Origin of the sequence: Gracilimonas halophila (assembly GCF_042684365.1) — a bacterium.
GTDB lineage: Bacteria > Bacteroidota > Rhodothermia > Balneolales > Balneolaceae > Gracilimonas > Gracilimonas halophila.
Map to the genome: position 1 here is coordinate 56,094 of NZ_JBHULI010000022.1, position 26,666 is coordinate 82,759.

16 protein-coding genes are annotated in these 26,666 nt (G+C 42.2%); 3 read left to right on the forward strand and 13 right to left on the reverse strand.

What is annotated here, in order from left to right; all coding sequences use genetic code 11:
* Window positions 1-45: 45 nt before the first annotated feature.
* Together ACFSVN_RS05350 and ACFSVN_RS05355 are read right to left on the reverse strand one after the other, a co-directional pair.
* Window positions 46-1,533: a RagB/SusD family nutrient uptake outer membrane protein gene (locus tag ACFSVN_RS05350; protein ID WP_390299693.1), complete on the reverse strand. Its 1,488-nt coding sequence runs from the start codon at window positions 1,531-1,533 to the stop codon at window positions 46-48.
* A gap of 30 nt (window positions 1,534-1,563) precedes the next feature.
* On the reverse strand, window positions 1,564-4,596 hold the full coding sequence (locus tag ACFSVN_RS05355) for a SusC/RagA family TonB-linked outer membrane protein (protein ID WP_390299696.1): 3,033 nt from the start codon (window positions 4,594-4,596) through the stop codon (window positions 1,564-1,566).
* A 546-nt stretch (window positions 4,597-5,142) separates the two neighbouring features.
* Here ACFSVN_RS05355 and ACFSVN_RS05360 point away from each other — a divergent pair.
* The 3 genes from ACFSVN_RS05360 to ACFSVN_RS05370 all read left to right on the forward strand — a co-directional run bounded on the left by ACFSVN_RS05360 (window position 5,143) and on the right by ACFSVN_RS05370 (window position 10,758).
* Window positions 5,143-7,662 (forward strand): S9 family peptidase, encoded by a 2,520-nt coding sequence (locus ACFSVN_RS05360; protein WP_390299699.1) that lies wholly within the window; start codon window positions 5,143-5,145, stop codon window positions 7,660-7,662.
* Between the two features lie 215 nt (window positions 7,663-7,877).
* On the forward strand, window positions 7,878-10,247 hold the full coding sequence (locus tag ACFSVN_RS05365) for a penicillin acylase family protein (protein ID WP_390299702.1): 2,370 nt from the start codon (window positions 7,878-7,880) through the stop codon (window positions 10,245-10,247).
* 130 nt (window positions 10,248-10,377) lie between these two features.
* Entirely contained in the window at window positions 10,378-10,758 is a 381-nt protein-coding gene (locus ACFSVN_RS05370) for a response regulator (RefSeq protein WP_390299705.1), read from the forward strand.
* A gap of 18 nt (window positions 10,759-10,776) precedes the next feature.
* Here ACFSVN_RS05370 and ACFSVN_RS05375 read toward each other — a convergent pair whose 3' ends face one another.
* From ACFSVN_RS05375 to ACFSVN_RS05425, 11 genes are all read right to left on the reverse strand, one after another.
* On the reverse strand, window positions 10,777-12,474 hold the full coding sequence (locus tag ACFSVN_RS05375; RefSeq protein ID WP_390299708.1) for a mechanosensitive ion channel family protein: 1,698 nt from the start codon (window positions 12,472-12,474) through the stop codon (window positions 10,777-10,779).
* A gap of 158 nt (window positions 12,475-12,632) precedes the next feature.
* The gene (locus ACFSVN_RS05380) at window positions 12,633-13,433 is read right to left on the reverse strand and encodes a slipin family protein (protein WP_390299710.1); all 801 of its coding nucleotides are present in this window, start codon (window positions 13,431-13,433) and stop codon (window positions 12,633-12,635) included.
* Complete coding sequence (locus tag ACFSVN_RS05385; RefSeq protein WP_390299713.1) at window positions 13,420-14,754, reverse strand: NfeD family protein; 1,335 nt, start codon at window positions 14,752-14,754, stop codon at window positions 13,420-13,422. Before ACFSVN_RS05385 ends, ACFSVN_RS05380 begins: the two co-directional genes overlap by 14 nt.
* A gap of 94 nt (window positions 14,755-14,848) precedes the next feature.
* Entirely contained in the window at window positions 14,849-17,311 is a 2,463-nt protein-coding gene (locus tag ACFSVN_RS05390) for an ABC transporter permease (RefSeq protein WP_390299716.1), read from the reverse strand.
* Window positions 17,312-17,492: 181 nt separating this feature from the next.
* The gene (locus ACFSVN_RS05395; protein WP_390299719.1) at window positions 17,493-18,515 is read right to left on the reverse strand and encodes a serine hydrolase domain-containing protein; all 1,023 of its coding nucleotides are present in this window, start codon (window positions 18,513-18,515) and stop codon (window positions 17,493-17,495) included.
* The gene (locus ACFSVN_RS05400; RefSeq protein ID WP_390299722.1) at window positions 18,512-18,775 is read right to left on the reverse strand and encodes a hypothetical protein; all 264 of its coding nucleotides are present in this window, start codon (window positions 18,773-18,775) and stop codon (window positions 18,512-18,514) included. The genes ACFSVN_RS05395 and ACFSVN_RS05400 overlap by 4 nt, the downstream gene beginning before the upstream one ends.
* 162 nt (window positions 18,776-18,937) lie before the next feature.
* Window positions 18,938-20,470 carry a M20/M25/M40 family metallo-hydrolase gene (locus ACFSVN_RS05405; protein ID WP_390299725.1) on the reverse strand — a complete coding sequence of 511 codons (1,533 nt, stop codon included), beginning with the start codon at window positions 20,468-20,470 and terminating at the stop codon, window positions 18,938-18,940.
* Window positions 20,471-20,481: 11 nt separating this feature from the next.
* Window positions 20,482-20,856: a hypothetical protein gene (locus ACFSVN_RS05410; protein WP_390299728.1), complete on the reverse strand. Its 375-nt coding sequence runs from the start codon at window positions 20,854-20,856 to the stop codon at window positions 20,482-20,484.
* An 8-nt stretch (window positions 20,857-20,864) separates the two neighbouring features.
* Window positions 20,865-21,557 (reverse strand): ABC transporter ATP-binding protein, encoded by a 693-nt coding sequence (locus ACFSVN_RS05415; RefSeq protein ID WP_390299731.1) that lies wholly within the window; start codon window positions 21,555-21,557, stop codon window positions 20,865-20,867.
* Between the two features lie 92 nt (window positions 21,558-21,649).
* Window positions 21,650-23,230, reverse strand: a complete 1,581-nt coding sequence (locus ACFSVN_RS05420; RefSeq protein WP_390300154.1) for a DNA alkylation repair protein — start codon at window positions 23,228-23,230, stop codon at window positions 21,650-21,652.
* Between the two features lie 156 nt (window positions 23,231-23,386).
* Window positions 23,387-26,659 carry an amidohydrolase family protein gene (locus ACFSVN_RS05425; RefSeq protein WP_390299734.1) on the reverse strand — a complete coding sequence of 1,091 codons (3,273 nt, stop codon included), beginning with the start codon at window positions 26,657-26,659 and terminating at the stop codon, window positions 23,387-23,389.
* Window positions 26,660-26,666 lie beyond the last annotated feature (7 nt).

Consider the following 26,666-nt stretch of genomic DNA (forward strand, 5'->3'; position numbering starts at 1 on the left):
ATTACTTAAGTCGTTAAATTTTTGTCTAATTACCTATTCAAGTTCCTAATCAAAGAAAGGGTTTTGAACAAGGTTTGGGTTGAGCTGAACTTCTGAATCGGGTATATCATCCAGATACACATATGATTCGTATGGAAGGAAGCTGACAGTAGTAGTTCCGGTGCCTTGATCGAAGTCTACTTTGCGTAAATCTCTTCCCAGTCGTTTCAGGTCAAAAAATCGATGGCCTTCAGCGGAAAGTTCACGACGGCGTTCGTCAAGTATTTCATCAAGCACTTCTTCTTCGGTTGTATAATTTATGGCGAGCAAAGTACTTGCATTGCGTTCGGCTCGTAAATCATTCAACCTGTTGATTGCTTGTGGAATACCATCGGTATCAAGCCTTGCTTCTGCTTGGATCAACAGCATTTCGGAGAACCGGAAATGCACATAATCATCAGCATATGAACCTTGTTCAGCAGCATATTTATGTAATTCGAGGTTATCTGCATTAACATTAGAGCAAATATTTTCCGGACTATCATTTACATCATTGAAACAAGGAGCGTACCAGGCATCAAGTCGTGCATCTCCGGCCTCGTACAAATTAATAAGGTCATCTGTTGGGATTTGACCAAACCAGTACATTGAAGTATAGACAGCAAGACTATTATTAACTCCTCCTGATTCAGTAGTGGGATCTACATCAACAGTAAAAATTGCTTCCGGGTTGGTTTGAGTTTCATCAAATAAGCCTGCAACCTCTGCCGTTGTAGCCAATCGAGCTCCTGAGTTGTCGATGGCATCTTGAGCCGCTGCATCTGCTTCTGCATAGTTTCTTTGGTAGAGTTGAACCCTAGCCAAAAGAGCATAAGCCGCAGCAGGTGTTACATAAAAAGGACCGCTATCGGATTCTTGATTCAATGCAGTAAGAGCAGAATCAATATCATCGAGTATTTGGTCATAAACCTGAGTAACAGTACTTCTGGGCTCTTCACCAACATCTGACAGTGTCAATGTTGGTTGAGTACGAATAATGACTCCAAGGTCAAAATTGGCAGCTTCACCCTGGGTAGGAGCCATGCCAGGTTCATATCCGAAAATTCGAACCAGGTGGTGCAGGGCAAGTGCTCGCATAAAGTAAGCCTCTCCCATAAACTTGGTTCGGTTAGCTTCAGTTATTACGCCATCCGGGATTCCTTCGATTAGTGTATTTGCATCATTTATCAAATCGTAGAGATTATTCCATGCACCGGTTCCAAGTCCCGCTCTTCTTTCGTTATTATTTAAACTTTCGAAGCGGGTACCTGAACCGATATCGGTGTTATCAGCCAATGCACTGGGGCCCAATAACCAGGTAGTACTCATATCAGGGGCAGCATGCAGTCTTCCATACATCCGTGCACGCAACCCGCGTACAGCTTCCGGGCTGTTCAGGGCAACTTCCTGAGAAATTGCAGTGCTTGGTTCTGTTCCACTTAGTATACTATCACAACCTTGATGAGTTATCATCAGCAGGCCTGCAAAAAAGGTGAGTTTTATTAAATTTTTCATAATAGATCTCATTTCTGTTTAAAAATTATTTTAGAGACTGAGTTGAATTCCGCCATTAAACTGCAGAGCTGTTGGGAAAGAAGCAGATGATTCATTACCAACAGTTTCAGGATCAACATATGGATACGCAGTCCAGGTCTTGAGATTTAATCCAGAGGCGTAAATTCGAACACCTGATAGATTCAGTTTTTGAACAATCTCGGTAGGAAGGTTATAGCTTAGGCTTATGTTTTTCAGCCGTATGTAGCTTGCATCAAAAAGACTGTTGCTGCTATTTACGCTTGACCAACCATCAGCTTCAAAATAACCGGTCCCATTTTCACGCGCGACAGGGTACTTTACAATATCTCCGGGATTTCTCCAGCGGTCTGTATGAACTTCTCGCAACACACCTTCTTCGTCTGCGAACAAATAGCTGAATTCAGTTTGAGGCTGAACTGTTTGTCCAAAGCTGAATTGGAAGAAGACATCCAGGGAAAGTCCTTTGTATCTAAAGGAATTTCCAAAACCGCCAATGGCATCCTGCTCACCTCCATCAAGGAAAATATTATCATCAGTAGTTGGCTTGTAAGTAATGTTTCCGTTGGCATCGTACCACATTGGGCGTCCGTCCGCAGGGTTTACACCGGCCCATCTTGGCATCCAAAACGTCTCGAGTGATTGACCGACTGCAATGGGGTCATCGTCACCGGGATCCAGCATTTCGGCGTCCCCTTGAAGCGAAATAACTTCATTCTTTTGGAAGGCTACGTTAAAATTACTGGACCAGAAGAAATCACCTCTGTCTAAATTGATCGTTCTGATCTCAAATTCGATACCTTTATTTTCAACTTCACCGATGTTTTCAGTAATTGAACTGAAACCGCTCGTTGTGGGCAAAGGCCTGTCTAACAATAAATCAGTGTTGTTTCGCTGATAAAAGTCTATGCTACCGGATATCCGGCTGCTGAATAGAGCATAATCTACACCAAGATTTATTTCTTTGGATTCTTCCCAGGTAAGCAAGGAGTTTGCTAATCTGGAAGGTGCTAAGCCGGAGATGCCTCTGTAAGAACCGGATACTCCAAAAAGGCCTCGTGCTTCGAAATCACCTATTGCAGCGTTTCCTGTTACTCCATAACCGGCACGTAGTTTTAAATCTTCCACAAAGTCTACGTTGAAGAAATCCTCGTTGCTAACTCTCCAGGCTGCTGAAAAAGATGGGAAGAATCCCCAACGGTCATCTTCTCCGAAGCGTGAAGATCCATCATATCGTGCAGTGAATGTAGTATAATATCGGTTGTTATAGTTATACTTGGCTTGTCCAAAATAACTTGCAATTCGAAACTCGGTATTAAATCCCTGAGTAAATGAGGGCTCCGCTCCGGCGCTTATAACACCTAAAAAGGGATTTCCGAGTCCAATTTGGGTAGCCTCTACTTCATCAAAATATTGACGTCGGTATTCCGTCCCAATAAATCCGGAGACATTATGATTTTCGGCTAAGGTTTGGCGGGCGTTCAATAACAAATTAGTTGTCATGTTACTGCTCGTGGCAAACCGGCGGTTTACACTTCCGTCATTACCCGGGTCTGCCAGCGGACGCTCCCAATCCCTTTCTTTTTCCAGGCGGTAATCAATGGCCAATGTACCTCGAAGTGAAAGCCAGGAATTGATATTATAAGTGGGATTTATATTCGCAAGTATATTCGTCATGTCGGTCTCACGAGATTCCTCGTAAAATACAACTGCAGGGTTATTATTGGATCCCTGTTCTGTATTTGGATTATAGCTTCCACCTTCATCAAGGGTATTTCTTCCGGTCAGGTTGCCGTCCGCATCCAGGTATGGGAAAGACATAGGGACTTCTTCAATAGACTGGTAAAAAGGGCAGTTTACATAAAAGCCATCCTGGCAGACACCCGGGGCAGCAGTATTGCTCAGGTTAACACTAAGACTTGTGGCAAATTTTGAGTTAAACTGATGGTCAAAATTAGTTCTGAAGTTATACCTTCTGAATTTCACCTGTTTTACCTGAGCTTGTGTTTCTTCCCATCCGGCTGATATATAGTACTGGGATTGATCGGTACCGCCACTCACAGAAAAATTTAAGTTTTGAGAGTTACCGTCCCGGTAAATAAACTCTTGCCAATCAAATGTGGGGAGATCTGCGGGGTCAAAACCGGAGGGATAGCCAAAAGCTTCAACATCACCCCGTGTTTCTGTCTCTCCCTGGGCTTCAAAATGGTATTCTATCCACTCCTGGGAGTTCATGAGTTCAAGACGTTTAATATCTTTTCTGATACCTGTTTCATAATTAATGCGAATTTCTGCGTCGCCCTGACGTCCTCGTTTGGTAGTTACCAGAACAACTCCGTTGGCAGCTTGAGCTCCATAAATTGCAGAAGCAGAAGCATCCTTTAAAACTTCAATAGATTCGATATCTGATGCAGGGATGCTACTTAAAGGGGAAAGGTCATTGCTTTCAGAAGTTCCGCTAGAATTTACCGGTACTCCGTCAATAATCCACAGAGGAGAATTTCCCGCATTAATCGAGCCTTCTCCTCGGACACGGACTTCAAATCCACCTCCGGGGTTACCACTTGAAGTGGTAAGCTGAACACCTGAAGCACGGCCTTGTAACAGCGCTTCCGGACTTTGAAGGGAAACATCCCGTAAATCTGATGAGCTTACGGCCGAAATTGCACTTGTGATTTCACGCTTAATCTGGGTTCCATAACCTGTAACTACTACTTCATCAAGGCCAATGGCTCCAGATTCTAATTCAACATTGAGTACGGTCGTTTGACTTGCCTGAATATTAACCTGCTCCTCATAGGTTTGATAACCTACAAAGCTTATACGCACAGTATAAGTACCAACGGGAATATTACTAACAGTAAATTCACCATCGATATTAGTTGCCGCACCTCGTTCTAATTCTAACAAATAAACGTTTGCGCTGGGGATGGTTTCCCCGGTTTCAGCTTCGGTAACTGTACCTTCCAAAGTTCCGGTTTGAGCCCAAAGGGCAGGTACAAATATTCCGAAAAACAATAATGTGGATAGTAGCTTTTTAATCATGAGTAAACACCTAGAGTTTTCTATTTAAAATTATATCATTTAGATAGATTATAATTTCAGTTATCGAAATCTGAAATTATCCAATGAATTCTACTGATGAAATTCAATTCATTTAATCCTTCATCTTGAAATGAAATTAGATGAGAATAGTGCTGGCAATATATTTTTTAAAAGGTATTCCGTCAAGGGTTGATTAGTTAAATCTTCGAACAAGATGAGATTTTGTTACTGAATATTAATTACAAGTTTAGTTAATAATGATTTTTTATTGGATTATGTACCTATTTAAAGATCAGATATGCCTATCCATAGAGGCCCCGTAAAGTTATTTTATATTTTGAAATAGCAACTAACTGATGGGCAAAAACATGGTTTTTTTAGTGTAAAAATACATTTTTTAACAAATATTATGCTTTAGGGAGCTGGTAATAAATTAAATATATAGGTTTATTGAACTTTCACTTTATGTTTCAATCATTAACAGCAATGAATAGGAAAGGGGATCAAATGAAAAGGTTTGTATCATGTGTAGCACCAGTGCTTTTTTTGAGTATTTTTGTTTTTTCATTAGTGGCAAATGCTCAGGGGATAAATAATTCTGAATTAAGGGAAGGTTATCTAACTCCTCCTGAATCTATTGCGGAAGAAGTGCTTGCACCGCGACATCAAAATGTGTCGTTAAGCGATAATGATATATCTCCCAATGGCGAATATTTTGTTAATACCATTGAGGCTTCGCAAATGTCTCCTCTGTCATATTATGCTAAGCCATATTATAATTTAGCCGGGTTACAGATTGATCATCTGGGAAATCGTAACCGGAGGATGACAACCGGGGCAACTGTTGGTTTAGAGCTGATCAATTCGCGTACAGGAGCAGTGACAAGTATAGAAACCCCGGAAAACGCCCGCATTACTGATCCTACGTGGTCACCGGACGGTTCAAGTTTGGCTTATTTTGCTCATTTTGAAGATGCGACTCATATTTATGTTGCTAACCTCGGGAATGAAGATGGCTTGCAACGTGTGACCAACCGGCCAGTTTTAGCTACCTTAAATAGTTCGATAGAATGGTCGGACGATGGGCGTTTTATCTTTACGGTGACTGTTCCTGAAAACCGGGGGATTGAACCTGTCAAGCCTTCTACGCCAAATACCATACAAGTTCGAAAAACAACTACAGATGAAAACCGATTACGGACTTACCAGAGCTTGCTAAAGAATCGAAATGAAGGGGATCTTCTTGAATATTATGTGACCGGCCAGTTGATTAGAATAGATCTCCGCAATGAAGAAATTCGCAAGATCGGAAAGCCTGCAATGATTCAAACCGTTGATCCCTCACCGGACAACGATTACCTGATTGTTCGGTCCATGCAGAAACCATTTTCCTATATCGTGCCTTATTACAGGTTTGGGTGGACTGAGCAAATTTGGGATATGGACGGTAATATGGTAACTGAACTGCGTACAAGTGAGGTTGATACCGGTATCCCGGATCACGATGAGGTAACTGATCAAGGTCGCGAGGATATTAAGTGGCGCCCTGATGGCCAAGGTTTGAGCTTAATTATTACTCCAGATGATGAAAATGAGGATGAAGAAGATGGAGGAGATACCAATAATGATGAGGAAGCTGACAAAGAAAAGGATAAAGAAGAAAAGCTTTATAAGATAGCTCAATGGCTGCCACCATTTGGTGAAGATGACCTGCAGATACTTTATGAAACCAAAGATGAAATGGAATCTGTTTCTTATAACGAGGATGCAGATATTTATTTTGTCCGGGAAGATGATGATACCGAACATGTTTATGCAATTTTTGCCGGTGAAGCGGATACAACATTTACGATCTATAAACATGAAGAGGATGATTTTTATAATGACCCCGGGAACTTGGTATACATACCAGGAAGTGGCAGGAATATTGTTTATACAACGGGGGATGAAAGCCAGGTTTATCTAAGAGGTACACAATATCATGAAAACTATTCAGAAGCAGCTCCCCAACCATTTTTAGATCGGGTGGCTATTCGTTCAGGTGAAAAAGAACGTGTCTTTCAAAGTTCATCGGATGTTTATGAAGAGGTTACAGCACTACTTGATGAAGAAGCTTCAAATTTGGTGATTGAGAGGCAGTCATCAAGCATGCATCCTGATTTTTGGTTATATGATTCCGCTTCTGAAAATCGTACCAAGTTGACAAATAATGTTGATTATAATGAAGCCGTTACGCAAGCTCGTCGCGACCGGTTCAAGGTAAAAAGAGCGGATGGTTTTGAGTTTTGGGTTGAAGTAACCCTCCCTTCAGATTGGGATGGTTCGCCACTTCCAGGATTGATTTGGCACTATCCTAGAGAGTATGATGATCAAGAGGATTACAATGAGGGTATCCGTGATTATAACAAGAATGACTTCCCGGGTATTTACAGGAGGTCAACAGAGATATTAGTGAAGCGCGGTTATGCTGTTATCGATGCCGATTGGCCTATTGCAGCAGAGCGCGGTTCTTCAAATGAAGCATTTGTTTGGAGTATTGTCCAGAATAGTACTGCTGTTATCGACAGTGCTGCAAACCGTGGATATATAGATCGTGATCGTTTGGCGATCGGAGGACATAGCTACGGTGCCTTTGGTACAGCAAATGCTATGATTCATACCTCTTTCTTTAAGGCCGGAATAGCAGGTGACGGTAACTACAACCGTACCCTTACTCCAATGGGTTTTCAACGCGAGCCTAATGATCTTTGGAGAGGCCTGGATAAATATCTGGAAATGTCTCCGATATTCTGGGCGGATAGGTTAGATGGTGCCTTGTTGATGTATCATGGAGAAGCTGATCAAAATGTAGGGACCTGGCCGATACACTCTAAGAGAATGTTTCATGCTCTGAACGGTATAGGTAAAACTGCTGCAATGTATATGTACCCCCATGAAGCACACGGACCGGCTTCTGAAGAAACATTGCTTGACTTATGGACACGATGGTCAAATTGGATGGATCACTATGTGAAAAACTTGGGAGAACATGTCACTGAAGCAGAATTAAATGCTGCAGAAGAGTAGCTATCGTTTTTTACCTGGTTTTTAGTTGAGTATAAAAAGCCTGCAAGTTCAGGCATTGAAAGTTTGTTGAACCTAAATGATTAGATGTATTATCTATTCTATAAACAAAAGTACTATCAATGAATCATGAAATGACCCCAGTGTACCGATCAATATTTAAACTCCGATTTATTTTTATTGCAGGTATTCTTCTAAGTTTTGTTTGCACAGAATTTGTGAAAGCTCAAAAATCTGAGCAGTTGACTATAGAAGGACTCAAAGAACCTGTTGAAATTTTGAAGGATAAATGGGGAATTTCTCATATTTATGCGGATACAGAGTATGACCTCTTCTTTGCACAAGGGTATAATGCCGCCCGCGACCGTTTGTTTCAGTTTGAAATATGGAGAGCACAAGCTACAGGTACTACAGCTGAAATTATAGGCCCTCGTGCAATAAAGCGTGATCATGGAACCCGGTTGTTTAAATTCAGGGGTGATATGGATCAGGAAATGAAGCATTATCATCCCAGAGGGGACCAGATTATACCTGCTTATGTGGATGGGGTGAATGCATATATCAAGGAAGCGTTGAAAAAACCGGAAGACCTTCCGTTACCATTTCAGATTCTTGGTATTAAACCAAAACTTTGGACTCCGGAAGTAGTTATTTCACGGCATCAGGGGCTTTTGGGAAATATTGGAACTGAATTGGCTACAGCCAGGGCCGTGTGTAAAATTGGAGCGGAAAAGGTTAAAGAACTAAACTACTATCATCCGGAGGAGCCGGATTTGGAAATAGTAGATCCTGTGAATTGCGAGTCCCTCTTAGAGAATGATATCCTTGACTTATACTATGCCTACAGGCGTGGTATTCGTTTCAGTCCAGACGATGTTATGATGGCCGACCTTCGAAACGACACTGAGAATTATCAAAAAATGCTTGCAACACTTATAGAAGAGGAAGAGCGGCTTGAAAAGGATGAGAAAAAAGATATTGGCAGCAATAATTGGGTAGTAAGTGGGGATTTGACTCAAGATGGCTACCCTATGATGGTCAATGATCCTCATCGTCGGCAATCGGTTCCTTCACTGCGGTATTGGGTTCACTTGAATGGCCCGGGATGGAATGTGATTGGTGGGGGAGAACCCGAGATTCCCGGCGTATCCATAGGCCATAACGAGTATGGAGCCTGGGGTTTAACAGTTTTTTCAACCGATGGAGAAGATCTCTACGTTTATAAAACTAATCCCGATAACCGAGATCAATATTGGTATAAAGGAGAGTGGGAAGAGATGCGCATTCTTGAAGAAACTATTGAAGTTAAAGGGTCTGATCCGGTTACCGTAGAACTACGATATACGCGTCATGGCCCGGTGACTTTTCATGACGATGAACGAAATCTTGCTTATGCGGTTCGGCCCGCGTGGATGGAGGTAGGGGGCGCTCCCTATTTGGCATCCTTGCGCATGAATCAGGCAAAGAACTGGGAGGAATTTAGAGAAGCTTGCAGTTACAGCAATATTCCCGGTGAAAATATGGTATGGGCTGATAGAGAAGGCAATATTGGGAATCAGGCAGTAGGCATTGCGCCCATTCGTCGAAATTTCAGCGGCATGGTTCCTGTACCGGGGGATGGAAGGTATGAGTGGGATGGTTATCTGCCCATCAAAGCAAAACCACATGAATATAATCCTGACCGTGGGTATATCGAGACCTCCAATCAAAATTATACTTCACCGGATTACCCATATATGGATGCAATAGGATACAGCTGGGCAGATCCTTACCGCTGGGCCCGAGCCAGTGAGGTTTTAGGCTCTGGCCGTAAATTCAATATGATGGATATGATCAAACTGCAGCATGATTATCTATCGGTGCCGGCTCGAACCATCGTTCCCTTGTTCGCTGGTCTTAAAGCTGAGGATGAGCAAGTGGAGCAAGCGCGTAAACTATTGCTAAATTGGGATTTTGTATTAGATAAAAACTCAATTGAAGCAGGAATTTATGTAGCCTTTGAACGAGTACTTGATGATAACTTAGAAGAGCTGAAAATACCTGAGGAAGCTCAGAGATATATCGGTTTGGGCATGAAACGTAATATAGAATTTTTGCTTGCGCCCGATGAAGATTTTGGACCAAATCCCATGTCAGGAAGGGATGATTTTTTGCTTAATGCACTGGCTGAAGGTGTTCAAGGCTTAAGGGAAAAACTTGGTCCGGAAATAGAAGACTGGGTGTATGGTCAGGAAGATTATAAGCACGCACTAATTCGACATCCTTTGTCGCCTGCTGTGGATGAATCAACCCGCAAAAAATTAAATGTAGGTCCTGTTCCGCGCGGTGGCAATGGGAATACTGTTGGAAGTACAGGTGGCGGAGATAATCAGACTTCAGGCGCTTCTTTCCGCATATTTGTGGATACCCGGAATTGGGATAACACACTGGGGATGAATACCCCGGGGCAGGTGGGAGATCCGGATAGCCCGCTTTATGATAATCTTTTTGCACTTTGGGCTAATGATAAAGTTTTTCCTGCATTCTTCTCCCGAGATAAGATAGAAGGGGTCACATATGAACACCTTAAATTACAGCCTGAAAATTAAATTTTAAAGAGCATTACAGTAATTTTTGAGGGCCTTTTTTTATTAAGGTGGCTCCTAAAATTCAAAAATAGGCTTTTTGATTTTGAAATATTACATTCTGGCAGCGAATTACGTTGGCAATGGGTTAAAAATGGATATTTCAAAAAAAGCAATCATTGTTGAAGACAATTTGATTCTTTCTCTTCTGTATGAGAATTACCTTAAGGAAATGGTTTTTAAAACGGTAGGTGAAATCAGCAGCGGTGAGAAAGCAGTGGAATTGGTACAAAAATATGTGCCGGATATTGTAATTATGGACATTATGCTGGAAGGCAAAATGGATGGAATCCGGGCGGCTGAAGAAATCAGAAAATTTTCTAAAGCCCCCATTGTTTTTATAACCGGGAATTCAGATATGGTTCACCTGGAAAAAGCAAAGAAGATTGAGAATACTAAATTTCTTAGAAAACCCATCTCAGAGGATAAGCTAAAGAAAGCTGTTGATTACTTACTTTCAACCCCGAAAGTGTGAGTCCTGTCGGAAAAATGGTCACTTATTTGCTCCAAAATCCACTTCTTCTCCATCTTTGAAAATTCGAATGCCCTCCGGTTTCCCTTTCTGTCCATCAGGACCAAATTCATGAACGGCAGCAGCTAATTCCTCTTCACTTCGTTCTTCTCCAACTTTTCGAGGCTCATCTTTGTAGAAACTATCCATATGTAAGGTTTGAGTAGGGAAGGCAAATTCAACGCCCACATCTTTGGCTAATCTCAGTACTTCCAGGAAGAAGTTGTGGCGCTGTTGCAGTTCTGTGCTCCAGTCGGGGACATCAAGAAATACATAGACGAGTACATCTAATGAATGTGCTCCAAAAGCATTAAAATGCACCTCATACATGTCTTGCCGAAAATGCTTGTTGGCTTTCACAATGGCCTTGATGCCTTCCACAAACGCTTCCATTTGTTCAGGAGTTGTTGAGTAGGTAAGATTGAGCACGGTCTTGAGTCGCCGGTACTTTCTCAAGCCCAGATTATCGATATCTGTATTAGCAAGATTGGAATTCGGGACACTCACCAGTGAATTATAGAATGTGCGAACCCTGGTTGAACGAAAGCCTACTTCCTCCACGGTTCCTTCTACATCCCCGGTTTTGATCCAATCACCAATTTTAAAAGGGCGATCCAGGAAGATGGTAATGGAGCCAAAGAAATTAGCGAGTGTTTCCCTTGCAGCAAGAGCTACCGCCAAACCACCAATTCCAAGTCCGGCAATAAGAGAAGCTACATTATAACCGTTGTTTTGCAGTATGGCGATGACTCCCAAGATCACTACAAAAAATCGCAGCGTTTTTCGGATAAGCGGAATAAGCTGATCATCCAGTTCTGTTTCTGTTTTAGTTGTCAGCACTCCCAGGTATTTGGAGAATACATCAGCAAGATTGTATAAAAGCCAGATAACAGCTGCGGATAACATGATCTCCAGCGTAATACTCAGAGTATGACTGATACTTACGGAAAACTGAAGATTTGAAAACGTTAAGAAATAAAAGGAGACAAGGAAGATATAGCCTGCAGGTTTTTCTACTCCGTCAACAAGATCATCATCCCAGGTGAACTTTGTTTTCTGTGCAACTCTTCTGACATAATTGTCCAGAAAGAAAGTAAAGATCTTCATTAGTATAAGTCCCGTAAGCAGCCACATAAATACAGCCAGGTACTGCCATACTTTAATTCCCATCCATTCATTGTGAGCCCATTCGGGTAAGTTATCTACAATAAATGTAAACCAGCTTGAGAACGTATTTTGGTATAGATCAGGAATTGTTTGAATGGTTGCTTCAGAGAAAACCCATTCATTTTGTGCTGTTTTGGTTAGATATACTTCAGGGAGCGAAGGGAATAAAATATACTGTGAAAGGCCTGAAAGGCTGTCAGTATAATTGGGGTTTGTCGGGATCTTATCATATTCAATGAGGAGTCCCCGGGCATCAAATACTTTAAGAAGTCGATCCGCTAATTCAATTTTTCCTTCCCGGTCTGCTTCAGCCAGTTTCATGGTCTTTATTACGTGGTCAGGGTTCTTGTGTCCGGCCTGTTGCCAGTGTAAGAAGGTATGAACGGCACGCTGCGGGTTAGCCAGTAAGGCAGCATCACGAGATTGAGGTTCTTGATCCTGAAATCCGAAAGCGGTTCCTGAATAAAAGAGAATGGTTACTAAAACGAGTAAAGCTGATTTAATTCGCCCCATGTATAGTATTTTATTAATTGGTTGAGAGGCTGAAATCTAAGAAATGTTAGGGTGATAGGTGAAAAAGAATGTTCTATGAAAAACTTCATTAAAAAACCCCGATGCTTAAAACAACGGGGTTTATTCGATTTGTTTGATCCGGTATTTTTCAGGACTATTTACTCATCTTTCTTTTGAATGTTATCAGACGGAGCCACTTTTTTAAAGGCCTCAAGGAAATCCATTGGTAATGGAAGGAAAGCAAAAGTGGCATTTTCTTCACTGATCTCATTCATGGTTTGCAGGAAGCGAAGTTGCAAGGCGGCCGGTGCTTTTTCGATCATCTTAGCTGCTTCAACTAATTTCTCAGCTGCCTGGAACTCACCCTCGGCATTAATGACTTTAGCACGACGGTCACGCTCTGTCTCAGCCTGACGTGCCATAGCACGTTTCATATTCTCGGGAAGCACCACATCACGAACTTCCACTGAAACCACTTTAATCCCCCATGGGTCGGTTTGGGTATCAATATTTTGCTGAATCTGCTTGTTGATCTTCTCTCGGTTGGCAAGTAGTTCATCTAATTCAACCTGACCGATGATACTTCTCAATGTAGTTTGGGCAAGCATGGAGGTGGCGTGGATGTAGCGTTCAACCTGTATTACGGCGGCTTCAGCATCCACTACACGGAAAAAGGTAATGGCGTCCACGTTTACGGTAACATTATCTTTTGTGATCACTTCCTGGCGGTCCACATTGATGGTAAGTACACGAAGATCAACCCGTTCTACTTTATCAATAAACGGGATCAGTACGATAAGGCCGGGGCCTTTCACACTTTGGAACTTACCAAGCCTGAATACCACAGCCCGTTCATACTCACGCAAGATCTTAAAGATCTGAGGTGCTAAAAGCACAAGAAAAACTACGATCGTAATTACCCAGGTTATATATCCTGAAAATACTTCAGCTGACTCCATGGTCAATCTCCTTTTTTGGGGTGTATGGTTTAACGGTGACGGTAAGTCCTTCAAAACGGACGATCTCGCACCATTCGTTAGATTTAATTTCTTCGCCTTCGGTAACGGCATTCCAATATTCTCCTGATACCATTACCCGGCCTGATTTTTCATTTACTTTGTCTATTACCTTTGCCTTTTTGCCGATCAGAGACTCCAATCCTGTCCGGTGTCCGGTAAACTGTGCTTTGATTCCGGATGTGGCGATCCATCCGAAAAATATTACCATCAATATGGTAGCCGGAACCAACCAATACCAATCCAGCTGCATTTCCTGGGGGAAATCCTGGAAAAGCATGAGAGCTCCCAGAAAGAAAGATACTGCGCCTCCGGTCATAAGAATTCCAAATGTTGGGGTGAAAGCTTCCAATACAAATAAAACGATCGCCAGCCCTATCAAAATAAATCCTGCTACATTAATAGGCATGGCTGCTGACCCGTAAAGTAACAATATCAGTGCAATAACGCCTGCCACACCGGGAACGATGGCTCCGGGATTGGTAACTTCACCCACGATCCCATAAATAGCGACCATCGTCAGGATCAGCATGATCTCGGGCCGCATAATGAAACCGAAGAATTTTTCTGCAAAGCTTTCATCCAGTTGCTTGATGGTTGCCTGTGCAGTTACAAGTGTTTTCCCTTCCACTTCCATACCGTCAATTTGCACCAGAAGCTGATTCAGGTCTGAAGCAATGAGATCAATAACGTTTAGTTCCAGTGCTTCTGTTTCGGTGATAGCTTCTCCATCTCTTACGGCAGATTTAGCCCATTCGGCATTTCGATCTCTTTCTTTGGCGATATTCTCAATGAAGCTTTCGGAGTAATTAAAGATCTTTTTCTGCATCACGGTGTCTTGTTGCCCACCACCCATTGAAACAGGCGAAGCCGCACCTATGGTAGTAGTTGGGGCCATTACTGCTATATGGGCTGCCAGAGTGATGAAAGTTCCGGCACTTCCGGCATTACCGCCTGAAGGTGTTACATAAACTACAATAGGCATTTCAGAAGCCAGCATTTCCTGTACTATATCCTGAGTTGAATTTAGTAATCCCCCCGGCGTATCAAGCTCGATGATCAGAGCCTGAGAATTATTTGAAATGGCATTCTCAAGCCCACGAGTAATATAATTGGTAGTGGTTGGCCCAATGGCACCTTTTATAGTGATAACCGTGACGTTAGTTTCACCGGTTGTATCTTGTTGGACAGTTCCTGCATTTAATGGCATTGCAGAGACCGTTGCCCAAGTTAATACCAAAATTATATTTGTTATCCACTTCATGCTAACTCAATGATTGCCTGATTTGAAAGGTTCCATCATTGTAAGCAAAGGATGTGAATTTTTAAAGAAAAACCGAAGCAATATCAGCTAATTGTCATTCACTGCGGATAGCATCTACAGGATTGATGTTCGCGGCTTTAAGTGAATGATAACTTACTGTTATAAGAGCAATGAAAATAATAATACCGGCAGATGCTAAAAATATGATCGGTATATTAACAACCAGGTCGAACCGATAGGGGAAATTTTCAAGCCATCTTGCTGCTGCAAAATAGGTAAGAGGCCAGGCGATCAAGTTTGCCAAAGCAACTAATAGCAGAAATTCTTTTGAAAGCAGCGATACGATATTTCCAACGGAAGCTCCCAGGCTTTTCCGAATTCCGATCTCCTTTTGTTTAATTTGGGCTGAATAAGAGGCTAAGCCCAATAAGCCTAAACAAGCAATGATGATACATAAAATTGAGAAAGCAGTAGCAAGTGTACTCATAGTCTGCTCTGCCTCATAGATCTCGGCAAGGCGTTCATCCAGAAAGCGGTATTCAAACGGGTCTATTGGATTGATCTCTTTCCAAACCGTTTCAAGGTGACTCAGTGCAGATGTGGGGTCTCCGGGAGCTATCTTTACGGCTGTATGTTCTACTGAGCCAAGTATAGATCGGGTGCCTTCTACTAATTTAATAACCAAAGGCTCGATCTCTTTTTTGAGGGATGTATAATTGAAATCCTCGATCACTCCAACCACTGTAAAAGATTCTCGTTCACCGTTGGGAGGGTAATAATAGAAGATCTCCCCAATAGCTTCGGCCGGAGTTTCAGCCACCAATTTCCGGAGCATAGTTCGGTTAATGAGAATACTCTGGTCTGAATCTGAAGGAAAGTCCCGTGAAAAAGCTCTTCCGGCTACTATTTCAAGATTAAAAGTTTCGACAAAATCGTGAGTAACATGCAGCACTAAGTTAGTTGCATCCTCACTTTCACCGGTTCCGGCGGGGACATAACGGTAGAACTCTTGTTCCTGAGTTCCGGGGATCTTACCAAGGCCGGTTATAGTTTGAATCTGAGCCTGACTTAAGGCTTGTTCTTTGAACGTTTCAAATTCCCAGGAAATGAGATTTTGATTGGTTGGCAGCAAGAGAATATTCTCTTTATCAAAACCAAGATCTTTGGTTTGAATGTACTGCAGCTGTAAAAAGATCACGGCAGTTCCTATCAGCAGGATCACGGAAAGGGTGAATTGAAAAGTAACCAGTGTTTTTCTGAATAAACTTCCTTTTGTACTGTTTGATATTTTGCCTTTAAGAACATCAGAAGGATTAAAAGACGACAAAAATAAAGCAGGGTAAGAACCTGAAAAGAAAGCTACAATTACCGTTAAAAGGAGTAGAGCAGGAATGGTGAATATACTTCCGGTCAGACTGAAAGTGAGGTTTCGTTCTGTTAGATCATTGAAGAAAGGGAGGGCAAGGTATACCAATAAACATCCAAATAATATTGCGATGAATGAAATAAAGAAAGATTCGCCAATAAACTGATTAAAAAGCTGTTTGCGATATCCTCCCAATACTTTACGAAGGCCAACCTCTCTGCTGCGCTCCAGAGACCTTGCGACAGATAGGTTCATGAAGTTGATGCAGGCAATAATGAGTACAAATCCGGCTACAGCAAGCAGAATGTAAATGTATAGATAAGAGCTGTTGGGTTGCATCTCCTGATCTCTGTTTGAATAGAGATGGATATCAGTTACAGGCTGTAATTCTATTTGAACCGTTTCGTCCGAAGGCCATCCTGAATATGCGTAATAATATCTTTCAGTAAGGGTATTCAGCTGTTCTTTAAGTTGTGCAGGGTTCGCTGACTCATCCAATAAGACATAGGTCCAGATCGGATTCCACAGCCAGCTTTGATCATAATTCGGGCTGTTTGAGTAGATCTCATCCAGGCTGGTGTAAGAAGCCAGAAGGTCGATATCCATATGAGATTCTTCAGGCCAGGGTTTCATGATTCCTGTAACAGTAAACTCCCGGATTCCATTATAATTAAGGGACTTACCCATAGGATCTTCATCGCCAAAATATTTATCAGCAAGTTCTTCTGTGATCACTATCGTAAGTGGGTTTTTAAGGGCTTCATCAGGGTTTCCGCGAACCAATTCAGCCGGGAAAATTTCAAAGAACGTGGAGTCGGTGAAATAGAAATTGCTTTCCCGAAATGCGATACGGTCTTTCCTGTTAATGATGGAATGTTTCTCTTCTTGCCGATTAAAAAAACGAATTGAGCTTTGTACTAAGTCGGGGAATTCAGCATCAATAACGGGGGCTAGCTGAAAAGGAGTAGTAGCTTGTTCTTCCTCCTGGTCAGGTGAAGTTGTGGTTTGTACTACCCTATAGACCCGGTCTGAAGTAGTATGAAATTTATCATAACTCCACTCATTATTAACATAAAGAATGATGAGTATGCAAGTGGCTAATCCAATTGCCAAACCTGAAATATTTATAAAGGAGTACACCTTTTTTTTAAGGAGATTCCTTATTGCGATCTTAATATAATTTTTGAGCATTACTTTACTCTTTTACTCAGCCAACTGATAAATTATTCAATTCTATAAATGAAGAGGCTGATCTTTAATACCCTTACGTATCTGAATAAAAGAGAAATGGAATTATCATTTGTTACAAAAGATTAGCGTCATCTAATATTATTGAATGGAAGTAGATAACCGAAATTAATTATATAATAACTCAGGAATTATTGGATTCCAGAAAAGGGATTACTTGCTCTTCCAGGAGGTCGAAAACAGGTTCTTTATAGGTGCGTCTTTGATTCGCGCCGTTTAAAGTTGATGTCATTACTACGGTAGCATTAAGTTCGGGGATCATGAATATATATTGACCGCCAAATCCCCACGCGAAATATACCTGATAAGAGCCCACGGGGCGGTTCCACCACATATATCCGTAATCATAAGGATTAAAATTACTGCGGGTATAGCTTCCAAAGGAATCTTCTACCCATTCCCCGGAAACGATGCGTTCTCCGTTCCAGCTTCCACCATTCAGCATCATTTGGCCGATCTTAAGCAAATCACGCGGAGTCATAGCCAGGTTATTTCCTCCCATGTAATATCCTTGAGGGTCTCGATCCCAACCCCCGACCCTTATATCCATTGGCCTGAATAAGTGTTCATTTGCAAAGCTGCGTGTGCTTCTTCCGGTTGCTTTGGTTATGATGACGGAAAGCAAATGAGAGACCCCGGTGCTGTAGACCATTTTTCCGCCGGGCTCTTCTTCAAGAGGTTGATCCAGCTGAAATTCAGCCCAGTTATCACTGATCACCCAACGACCGTAATTTTGAAAACTGGTAGTCTCTAACCCTGCCTGCATAGAAAGTAACTGCCGTATTGTAATTGCTTCTTTTTGTGGATCCTGATTCGCTTCAAAATATTCCGGGAAATAATCTGCTAAGGTTTCATCTAAAGAGATATGGTTTTGATCAACAGCAATACCTGTTAGTAACGTAATGATACTTTTGGAAGCAGATTTAATATTGTAGGGATGGTCAGCTGACGCATTTCGAAAATATTCTTCACCCAAAAGCTGACCGTCTTTCTGAATGAGTATACTTCTTAAAGATGAGATGGATTCCGCTTGCTGAAAAACCTGTTCAATTTCGGGATTAATGCCAGCAGATTGTGCCTGTGTACCAAGAGGAATTAACAGGATTAAAAGTGAAACAAGAACAGTAGGCCTTAAAACAGAAATCATGCAGTATGCTTAAACTTAAAAGTTATAGGGATCTTATCATCAAAAGGAGTACCAATGTGATAGAGTTCCCACTCAGAATCATAATTCATGATCCGGTCTCTCAATATCGATACCAGATCTGCTGAACTTCCATTATCTGCATTCCATTCAAAAGTTTCTACTCTAAATTTTAAATTTCGTTTCTCGCCGTTTACGTAAACATCCAGGTTAACCACGTTTTCGACATTGGGGACGGTGAATTGTACGCGAACATTATGCATGGCGGTTTTATCTTAGTTAGCAGTGATAGCTTTATACCATCAAGAAGTGTGCCACCTTAGTAATCCTCAATAAATCAGTTCTAAATAGACTTGATCAAGTTGTTTGTGTCCGATTTCATACAGATGATGTTCAAAAATGTACATTAGTGTTTAGTCTACTATTTACTGCATTGTGAAGATAGAGGAGTAGATCTCCATACCGTACCAGATATTTCCAATACGAATATTTTCGTCCGGAGCATGCTGATTATTATCATGATTGGCAATAGGAACGATCACGATGGGAGTTTGCATCACTTCTTCAAAGTGATAGATCGGAAGAGTACCGCCGTAAGATGGATAAAGTATAACCTCTTCAGAAGCAGCACGCTCAACAGCATCTACTACTTGCTGAGCCATGGGATCATTAATTGAAGTACGCATGGCAGGATAACCTCCGCTACGTGTAACCTTAGCAATTTTTCTATGTTTTAGTTTGGTTTCCTTATCAGGATCTTCACGAACTATATGGTATCCTTGTTTTTGAATGTGAGCTTCTACTTTATCCTGCATGTCTTGTGGGTCATTTCCTTTTGCAAGTCGAATTCCAAGAGAAGCTGTTGCTGATATTGGGATGACATTTCTGGCAAGTTCACCTGTATTTCCGCTATTTAACCCCTTAATGGTTAGGGTGGGATACATAAAACTTTCGATGAGGGAGCGGTCTTCAAATTCGGTCCAGCTTAACCCAAGTTCTTCACGGATCTGATCGTCATAATCAGGTAGAGTGGCAAAGGCTTTACGGTCTGCTTCTGTGATAGGTGCCGTGGAATCATTAAAACCTTCGATCAGAATTTCACCTGTTTCATTTTTCATGCTTACCAAAAGATCAGCCAGCATTTGTCCCGGTACCGGCGACCATCCTCCATAATGCCCGCTATGCAATGCCCTTGAAGGGCCATAGACAGTAACCTCCATTCCGGTCACTCCTCTTACCCCAAAAACAACCTGTGGCCTGCCACTTTGGTGTTTTGGTCCGTCCAGGAAAACCCATAGATCACCTTCAAACTTTTCTTTGTATCGCTCCAGGAATTCTCTTACATGGGGTGAACCTGCTTCTTCTTCCCCGTCAAAAAAGAATTTAATGTTAGAAGTGAGGGGGATATCAGATTCATTTAAAGCATCTAAAGTTGCAAGTATTGCAGGAAAAGGCACTTTGTCATCCGAAGCAGAACGACCGTAAATACGCCATTCCGGATCTATAGGTTCAGACACGCTTGGGAAGGGTATCGGGTTACCATTATTTTCCATAGAAGCTGAATATAAAGTCGGTTCCCAGGGAGCGTGTGTCCAGTTTTTAGGATCGGCAGGCTGTCCGTCATAGTGCACATATAAGATAAGTGTTCGGTTGGCACCGGGAGTATTTATTTCTCCGTAAATAACAGGGGGTACATTTGGTTTATCGGGCAAGGTCAACAACTCCATGGAAGCGCCTCTTTTCTCAAAAGCTGAGATCAGGAAATCTGCATTTTTATTAATATTCTCAATGTCGCCGGCGACATTGGGAATTTTTAGCAGTTCAAAGTAATCCGATAAGATCTGGTGGGCGTTGGCATCTTTGAATTCCCGGGCAGCCTCAACTGCGGGAACTTGTGCAGTCGAAATTAAAGGGAGAAACAAGATCAGCGAGAAGAAAAGAGCAGTAACTTTATACATTGGGAGATACTTTAATGATTGATATGTCCTTTCAGGATATTATTGTTTGGTAATTTCTTAAAGCTTCTTTCGCTTTCAAGAAACTCAATGACGGCAACAAAAGCCTGCTTCAAGATATCATAATCTCCCTGCTTCGCAAATACAGTAAATGTGAATAGACGCTCTTTGCCACTGAAAATGCATATCCTGCCATTTAATGTAATGTCACGATCAAACCTGATCTCAAGCAAGCCGTATTCAAAAGCATGGATTTTACGACCGGGTTCGATCTTAGAATCAGCTTCTTTTTGCTTGATCTTCCGCAACACGGCATTAAGGTCGGGAGGAGGAGATTCAGGTTCTTTGGGCTTTGATAAGAGGGTACGCAAGTTATTTAAAAATCCCATGAATGCTGCTACCCGGCAGTTTCTCCCTCGTAAGGATCTTCCTGAACCAATGCACCGTCCCTCAGATTTATGATACGGTTTCCGTAAGCTGCCATTTTCTCAGAATGGGTTACCTGTATGATAGTAACACCTTCATCGTTCAACTTTTTGAACATCTCCATGATCTGCTCACTTTGTTCAGAATGAAGATTACCGGTTGGTTCGTCAGCGAGTATTAACTTTGGATTGCCGATAATGGCTCGTGCAACTCCAACCACCTGTTGCTGTCCACCGGAAAGCTGAGGAGGAAACAGATCTTTTTTAGCTACAATATTGAATCGATCCAGGATATCGGCCACCATAGCTTTTCTCTGTTTTCCGGATACCTTGCGATACAAAAGCGGCATCTCAATATTCTCATATACGGTTAATTCATCGAGCAGGTGATAAGCTTGGAATACAAAACCAATATGAGATTTATGATACTCAGACTTCTTCTTCTCACTGAGATTGTGAACTGGTTCGCCCAGAAATTTATACTCACCTTCCGAAGCATCATCCAAAAACCCCAGGATATTTAGTAAGGTAGATTTTCCGGCGCCACTTGGCCCCATAATGGTTACGAATTCCCCTTCTTTGATGTCAAGATCGACTCCTTTAAGGATGAAGGTTCGCTGGAACCGTTTGTCGATGTATTTGTCTATGTTTCTTAGTTGGATCATAATTTGGTGTTATGGTGCGAGGGTGTTTCAGTGTTACGGTGTTACCGATGTTTTCTTAACACCGTGACACCCTAGCACTGCAACACTATTATTTATTCACTTCTTAAACTTTCTACGGGGTTTGCTACCGCAGCTTTAATGGATTGCCAGCTAACGGTTAGCAGGGCAATGATAAATGCAGTTAGTCCTGCAAATATAAAAATGCCCGGGCCGAGTTCAATGCGGTAGGCAAACTCACTAAGCCACTGATGGACTGCGTACCATGCGATGGGGATAGCGATTACAAACCCTGCAATAATCAGCTTAACAAAATCCTTTGAAAGCAATGTAATAATATTCGTTAACGTTGCTCCCATTACTTTTCGGATGCCAATCTCTTTGGTTCTTCGTTGTGCAGACAAGGCGGCAAGGCCAAAGAGCCCAAAACATGCCAAGGCAATAGCCATAAAGGAAGCAAACTGAATGATATTCCGCCAGCGCTGTTCTTCCATGTATTGGAGTGCTACCATTTCATCGAGGAGGTTATAGCTGAAGGGTTCTTGCTGGGCGATTTGGTTCCACATCCCAGAAATTTTGGAAATTGTTTCACTCATTGAGCCAGAAGCAGTTTTAACGAGTACGGTTCCCGGGTAAGAATTCTCATCGCTTTCTAAATGCTTAAGTACAATAGGCTGAAGTTGTTTATAAAGTGGCTCAAAATGGAAGTCCTCTACCACTCCGATCACTTCTTTTCCGTGAATGGAAGATTCACCCCAACCTGCTTTATCCTCAATAATTTGTCCCACTGGGTTTTTCCAACCCATATTGTCGGCAAATGATTTATTAACAAGGATTCCATTTTCAATATCAGATGGACGATCGAGAGCAAAATCCCTTCCCTGTAATAATTCTATATCCATGGTTTCTAGATAGTTCTCATCTACAAGTTCTAAAGTTAGACCGCCATTATCAGCCACGCTTTCCAGTGTGGTTGAGGCTTTCATAGATCCCATGCCAATACCATACCTGTGTTCAATCATCCTCGGGTCGGATCGATAGTGACTGGCAATAATAGATACCTCTTCTACACCCGGTATACTTCGAATTTCAGTACTTAAAAGGTTCGAAATTTGGTATGCTTTTTCTTGGTCTTTAACATTCAGTTCTACAGTAAGTACATCCGATGCGGAAAAGCCAAGATCCTTATCCATCCAGCCCACGGCTTTATGGATAAGGTCATGATCATCATTCATCAGTATCTCAGCGATGTTTAATGCGTCAGTAAAATCATTATTTTTAATAAACCGATAGCAGGTCACTATCGCAATGCGTTTTTTCCAAAGATCTTCGGAACGAGCAAATTTATAAAGGAGATCCCTGTCCCGGTTTTCGAGATATCGTCCTAAAATATGATGGCAAGAACTGTCTGTGAGGTCCCAGTTATTAATAGAATGAAGGTTGTCGAGATACAGTTTTGTCATTTCAGTCAGTGTTTCAGAACTGCCTTTCTCAACTTTATATACCATCAACATTAAAGCAGTAAGCCGAACTTCATGATACTTACTTTGAAGTAGTTCCCGGATCTCAGCAGCAGGTAAGTCTTTATGAAGTTTTGCTACTTTTCTTTGTTCAGGTACTTTGATGCCAAGAAACTCATCTCCTTCCCCATATTCTCCCGGGCCGGTCTTAAAAATCGGACGGAGTGTTTTGCCTTTTCTGGATCGGCTTTATTTTTGAGTTTCTTTATAATGAGATCGGCAGTCATTTCAAATCAATTTAATTAACCAAATAAAAAAACTCCGACACTTGATGCCGGAGTTGAATAACCTATTTAGTTTTATAATGAATTATTAATGGGTTCCAAAGCAAGTGCATTGTAATCCGGCTGGGGCAATGGAGTTTGCATGCCAGTCGAAGCGCTCATCGTATCCGTCACGTTCCCACCAGAAAGGTAGTCGCTCGCGTTCCTGATTTCCTACTTCGTTCATAGTGGAAGCATCAAATAAGCGCCCGTTAACCATGGTATGGGTTACAGAGTCAGTATTCTGAATATCATCCAGTGGATTTTCAGAGAGCACTACTAAGTCAGCCAGTTTTCCTACCTCGATGGAACCGATCTCATGATCCATACCCAGGTAATGAGCACCATTCAGTGTTGCAGCACGTAATGCTTCCATGTTGGTCATGCCGCCCTGTTCGAACATCCAGAGCTCCCAATGAGCTCCGAGGCCTTGCAACTGTCCATGGGCTCCAAGATTTACTTTTACTCCGGCATCTGTTAGCATTTTTCCAGACTCAGCAGTCAAAATATGTCCACTTTCATATTCTTCATCAGGAATCATGGTACGATGACGGGAACGAGGATCGATCACACTTCTTGGAGTAAAGGTCAGGAGCCGGTCGTTTTCCCAAACATTGGTTTTCTGATACCAGTAATACTCTCCACTCATACTTCCGTAGTTTACCACATGAGTTGGTGTATAACCGGTTTCACTGGCGGCCCAAAGTTCGCGGACATCCTTGTAAAGAGGGACAACAGGAACATTATGTTCAATTCCGGTATGCCCATCCAATATCATACTCATATTATGGGTGAAGGTTGATCCACCTTCCGGCATTACCATCATTTCTAATTCTTTAGCTGCTTTGATCACCTGCTGTCTTTGTTCTCTTCTGGGCTGATTATAACTCTTCACCGAAAAAGCACCCCACGCTTTGGTTCGGTTCAAAGCAAATAATGCATCTTCATAACTGTTGATCTCCGTTTTAATAGAACCATCAGCACCATAGAGGATTACTCCGGTTGAGAATACACGTGGTCCTATCATATGTCCGGCCTTGATGGCTTCGGAATGGGAAAAGACCATCTCAGAGTTTGAAGATGGGTCATGAACCGTTGTTACACCATAAGCCAGATTCGCAAAGTACTCCCACTGTTGTTGTGGACTTATTCCCAATCTGAAATTACCAACATGGGCATGAACATCAACAATACCGGGCATAATTGTTTTTCCGGAAGCATCGATGACTTTCGCGCTCGATGGTATTTCCACATTTTCCCCAACCCCGGCAATTCGGTTTCCATCTACTAACACAGTTCCACTCTGAATAACGGTATCGCCTCTCATAGTGATGATGCGGGCATTAGTGAAAGCGATCATGCCTTCAGGTACATAGGTTTCCAGCTCCATTTCCAGGTTGACACCTTCGGTTGGGGGTTCGGGAAGTGAATCAGGAGCGCCTTCAACAAATTCAAAGGTATCTTCCAGGTTCACGGTGAAATATTCCTCGCCGAGTGTCCAGTGAACTTTATCACTTTCAGCAGACCAATGCATATGATAACCGGCCTCAGAGGAAATCTGTTTTACAGGAATTGAACGGGTATTAGGATTTAGCTCGATCGTTTTCCCGGCTTTTGGGATTGGTGCAAGATAGACCTTATGAAGGTTTGAGAAAGCCATCCATTTACCATCAGGGCTTGGGGCAAACTCATGTCCGTAGCTGGAAGTAAAATGAGTTTGCTCATCGTTTCCTGAAAGATCTACACTTTTATAGGATTTGTTGATGGCACCAAAAATATATCCACCGGTTTGGTAAAAGATTCGCTCGCCATCGGGGCTGAATTTAGGGAGAGCTCCTTCATCAGTTATCATTGTTGCAGAACCGCCATTTGCGGGAATCGTGTAAATTCCGGGATCTAAAGTATGAACAAACCCTTGTTGACCGTTTCCGCTTTCTTTTCTGAAAACAATGGTCCGGCCGTCAGTACTGAAAGAAGGTTCTCTGTAGATCCCTTTCTCATCAGTCAATTTTCTTGGGGTAGCTGGCTGGGGGCTTTCATTTAATTCTACCACATTCACCGCTCCCATATCCTCATCACTCCATGAAACAAATACAATAGATTCGCCATCAGGGGAAAAGGAAGGTTCAAATTCGAAATCAGTTGAGTTGGTGATCCTTCTTGGTGTTCCGTCCGGAAGCATTTTACTCCAAAGATAACCAGCTGCACTCCAAACCAGTGTTCGCCCATCAGGAGAGGTTCTTAGCTGGCGAACCGCTTTCACACGAAATTCTTCAGGGGCAATATCCTGCTGAAATCTAACAGCTTTGGCAATCTCATGGCTGGACTCTGCTTCAAAGGGAATAACTTCAGATTCACCGGTTTCTGTGTCAATTTTATTGATTTTACCGTTGGCCCAAATGATGATGTGTTGATTGTCGGGCATCCAGTTGAAGTTTGCATTAGGTCCAAAAATAGCCCAAGCCTCCTGCATGTCTTTGCTAAGGTTTTCATAGACCGGGTACTCTCTTCCAGTATCGAGGTCTCTTAAAAACAGTACAGACTTTGTTCTTACCCTTCGTACAAAGGCCAGTGTTTCACCATCCGGAGAGATCTGTGGTCTGATTGCTCCTCCATTTCCTCCGGTTACTGTTTCGATCTCCCCGGTTTCACGGTCATAACGACGAATCACATAGATCTGACTATTGGGATCTTTATTGTATTGGAAAAAACCACCGGGATATACATCCTGGCTGTAATAGATGTAACGACCATCAGGAGAAACCCAAGGCTCACCGATATCCTGTTGATCATTTGCTTTTTCTACGAGTTGAATTCCTGCTCCCCCGCTCTTATGGTACATCCATATCTCGCCGGCTCCTAAGGAGCGGGTAGATGAAAAGTGTTTTTTAGCAATGATATACTCTCCATCAGGTGTCCAAACCGCATTATTTAGAAGCCTAAAACTTTCATCAGTAATTTGCCGGGCATTATTTCCGTCCTGGTCCATCACCCAAATATTGTCCCCGCCACCGGCATCGCTTGTAAAAAGGATCTGCGTTCCATCAGGGCTGAATCGAGGCTGGATCTCATAGGCAAGGCCTCCACGTAATAGCTCTGCCTGTCCACCTGCGATAGGCATAATAAATATGTCGCCTAAGAGGTCGAATACAATGTTTTGTCCATCAGGACTTACATCCAGATTCATCCAGGTTCCCTCATCGGTTGTAATGGTGAGGTCTGTGGTCTCTCCCAAGTCCGGGTTTGAAACATCCCACTTATCTTGGGCAAACAATGTGGTTGAAACAAATAGAAATGCGAGGAATAAGCTAGAGAATTTCATAAGCAGT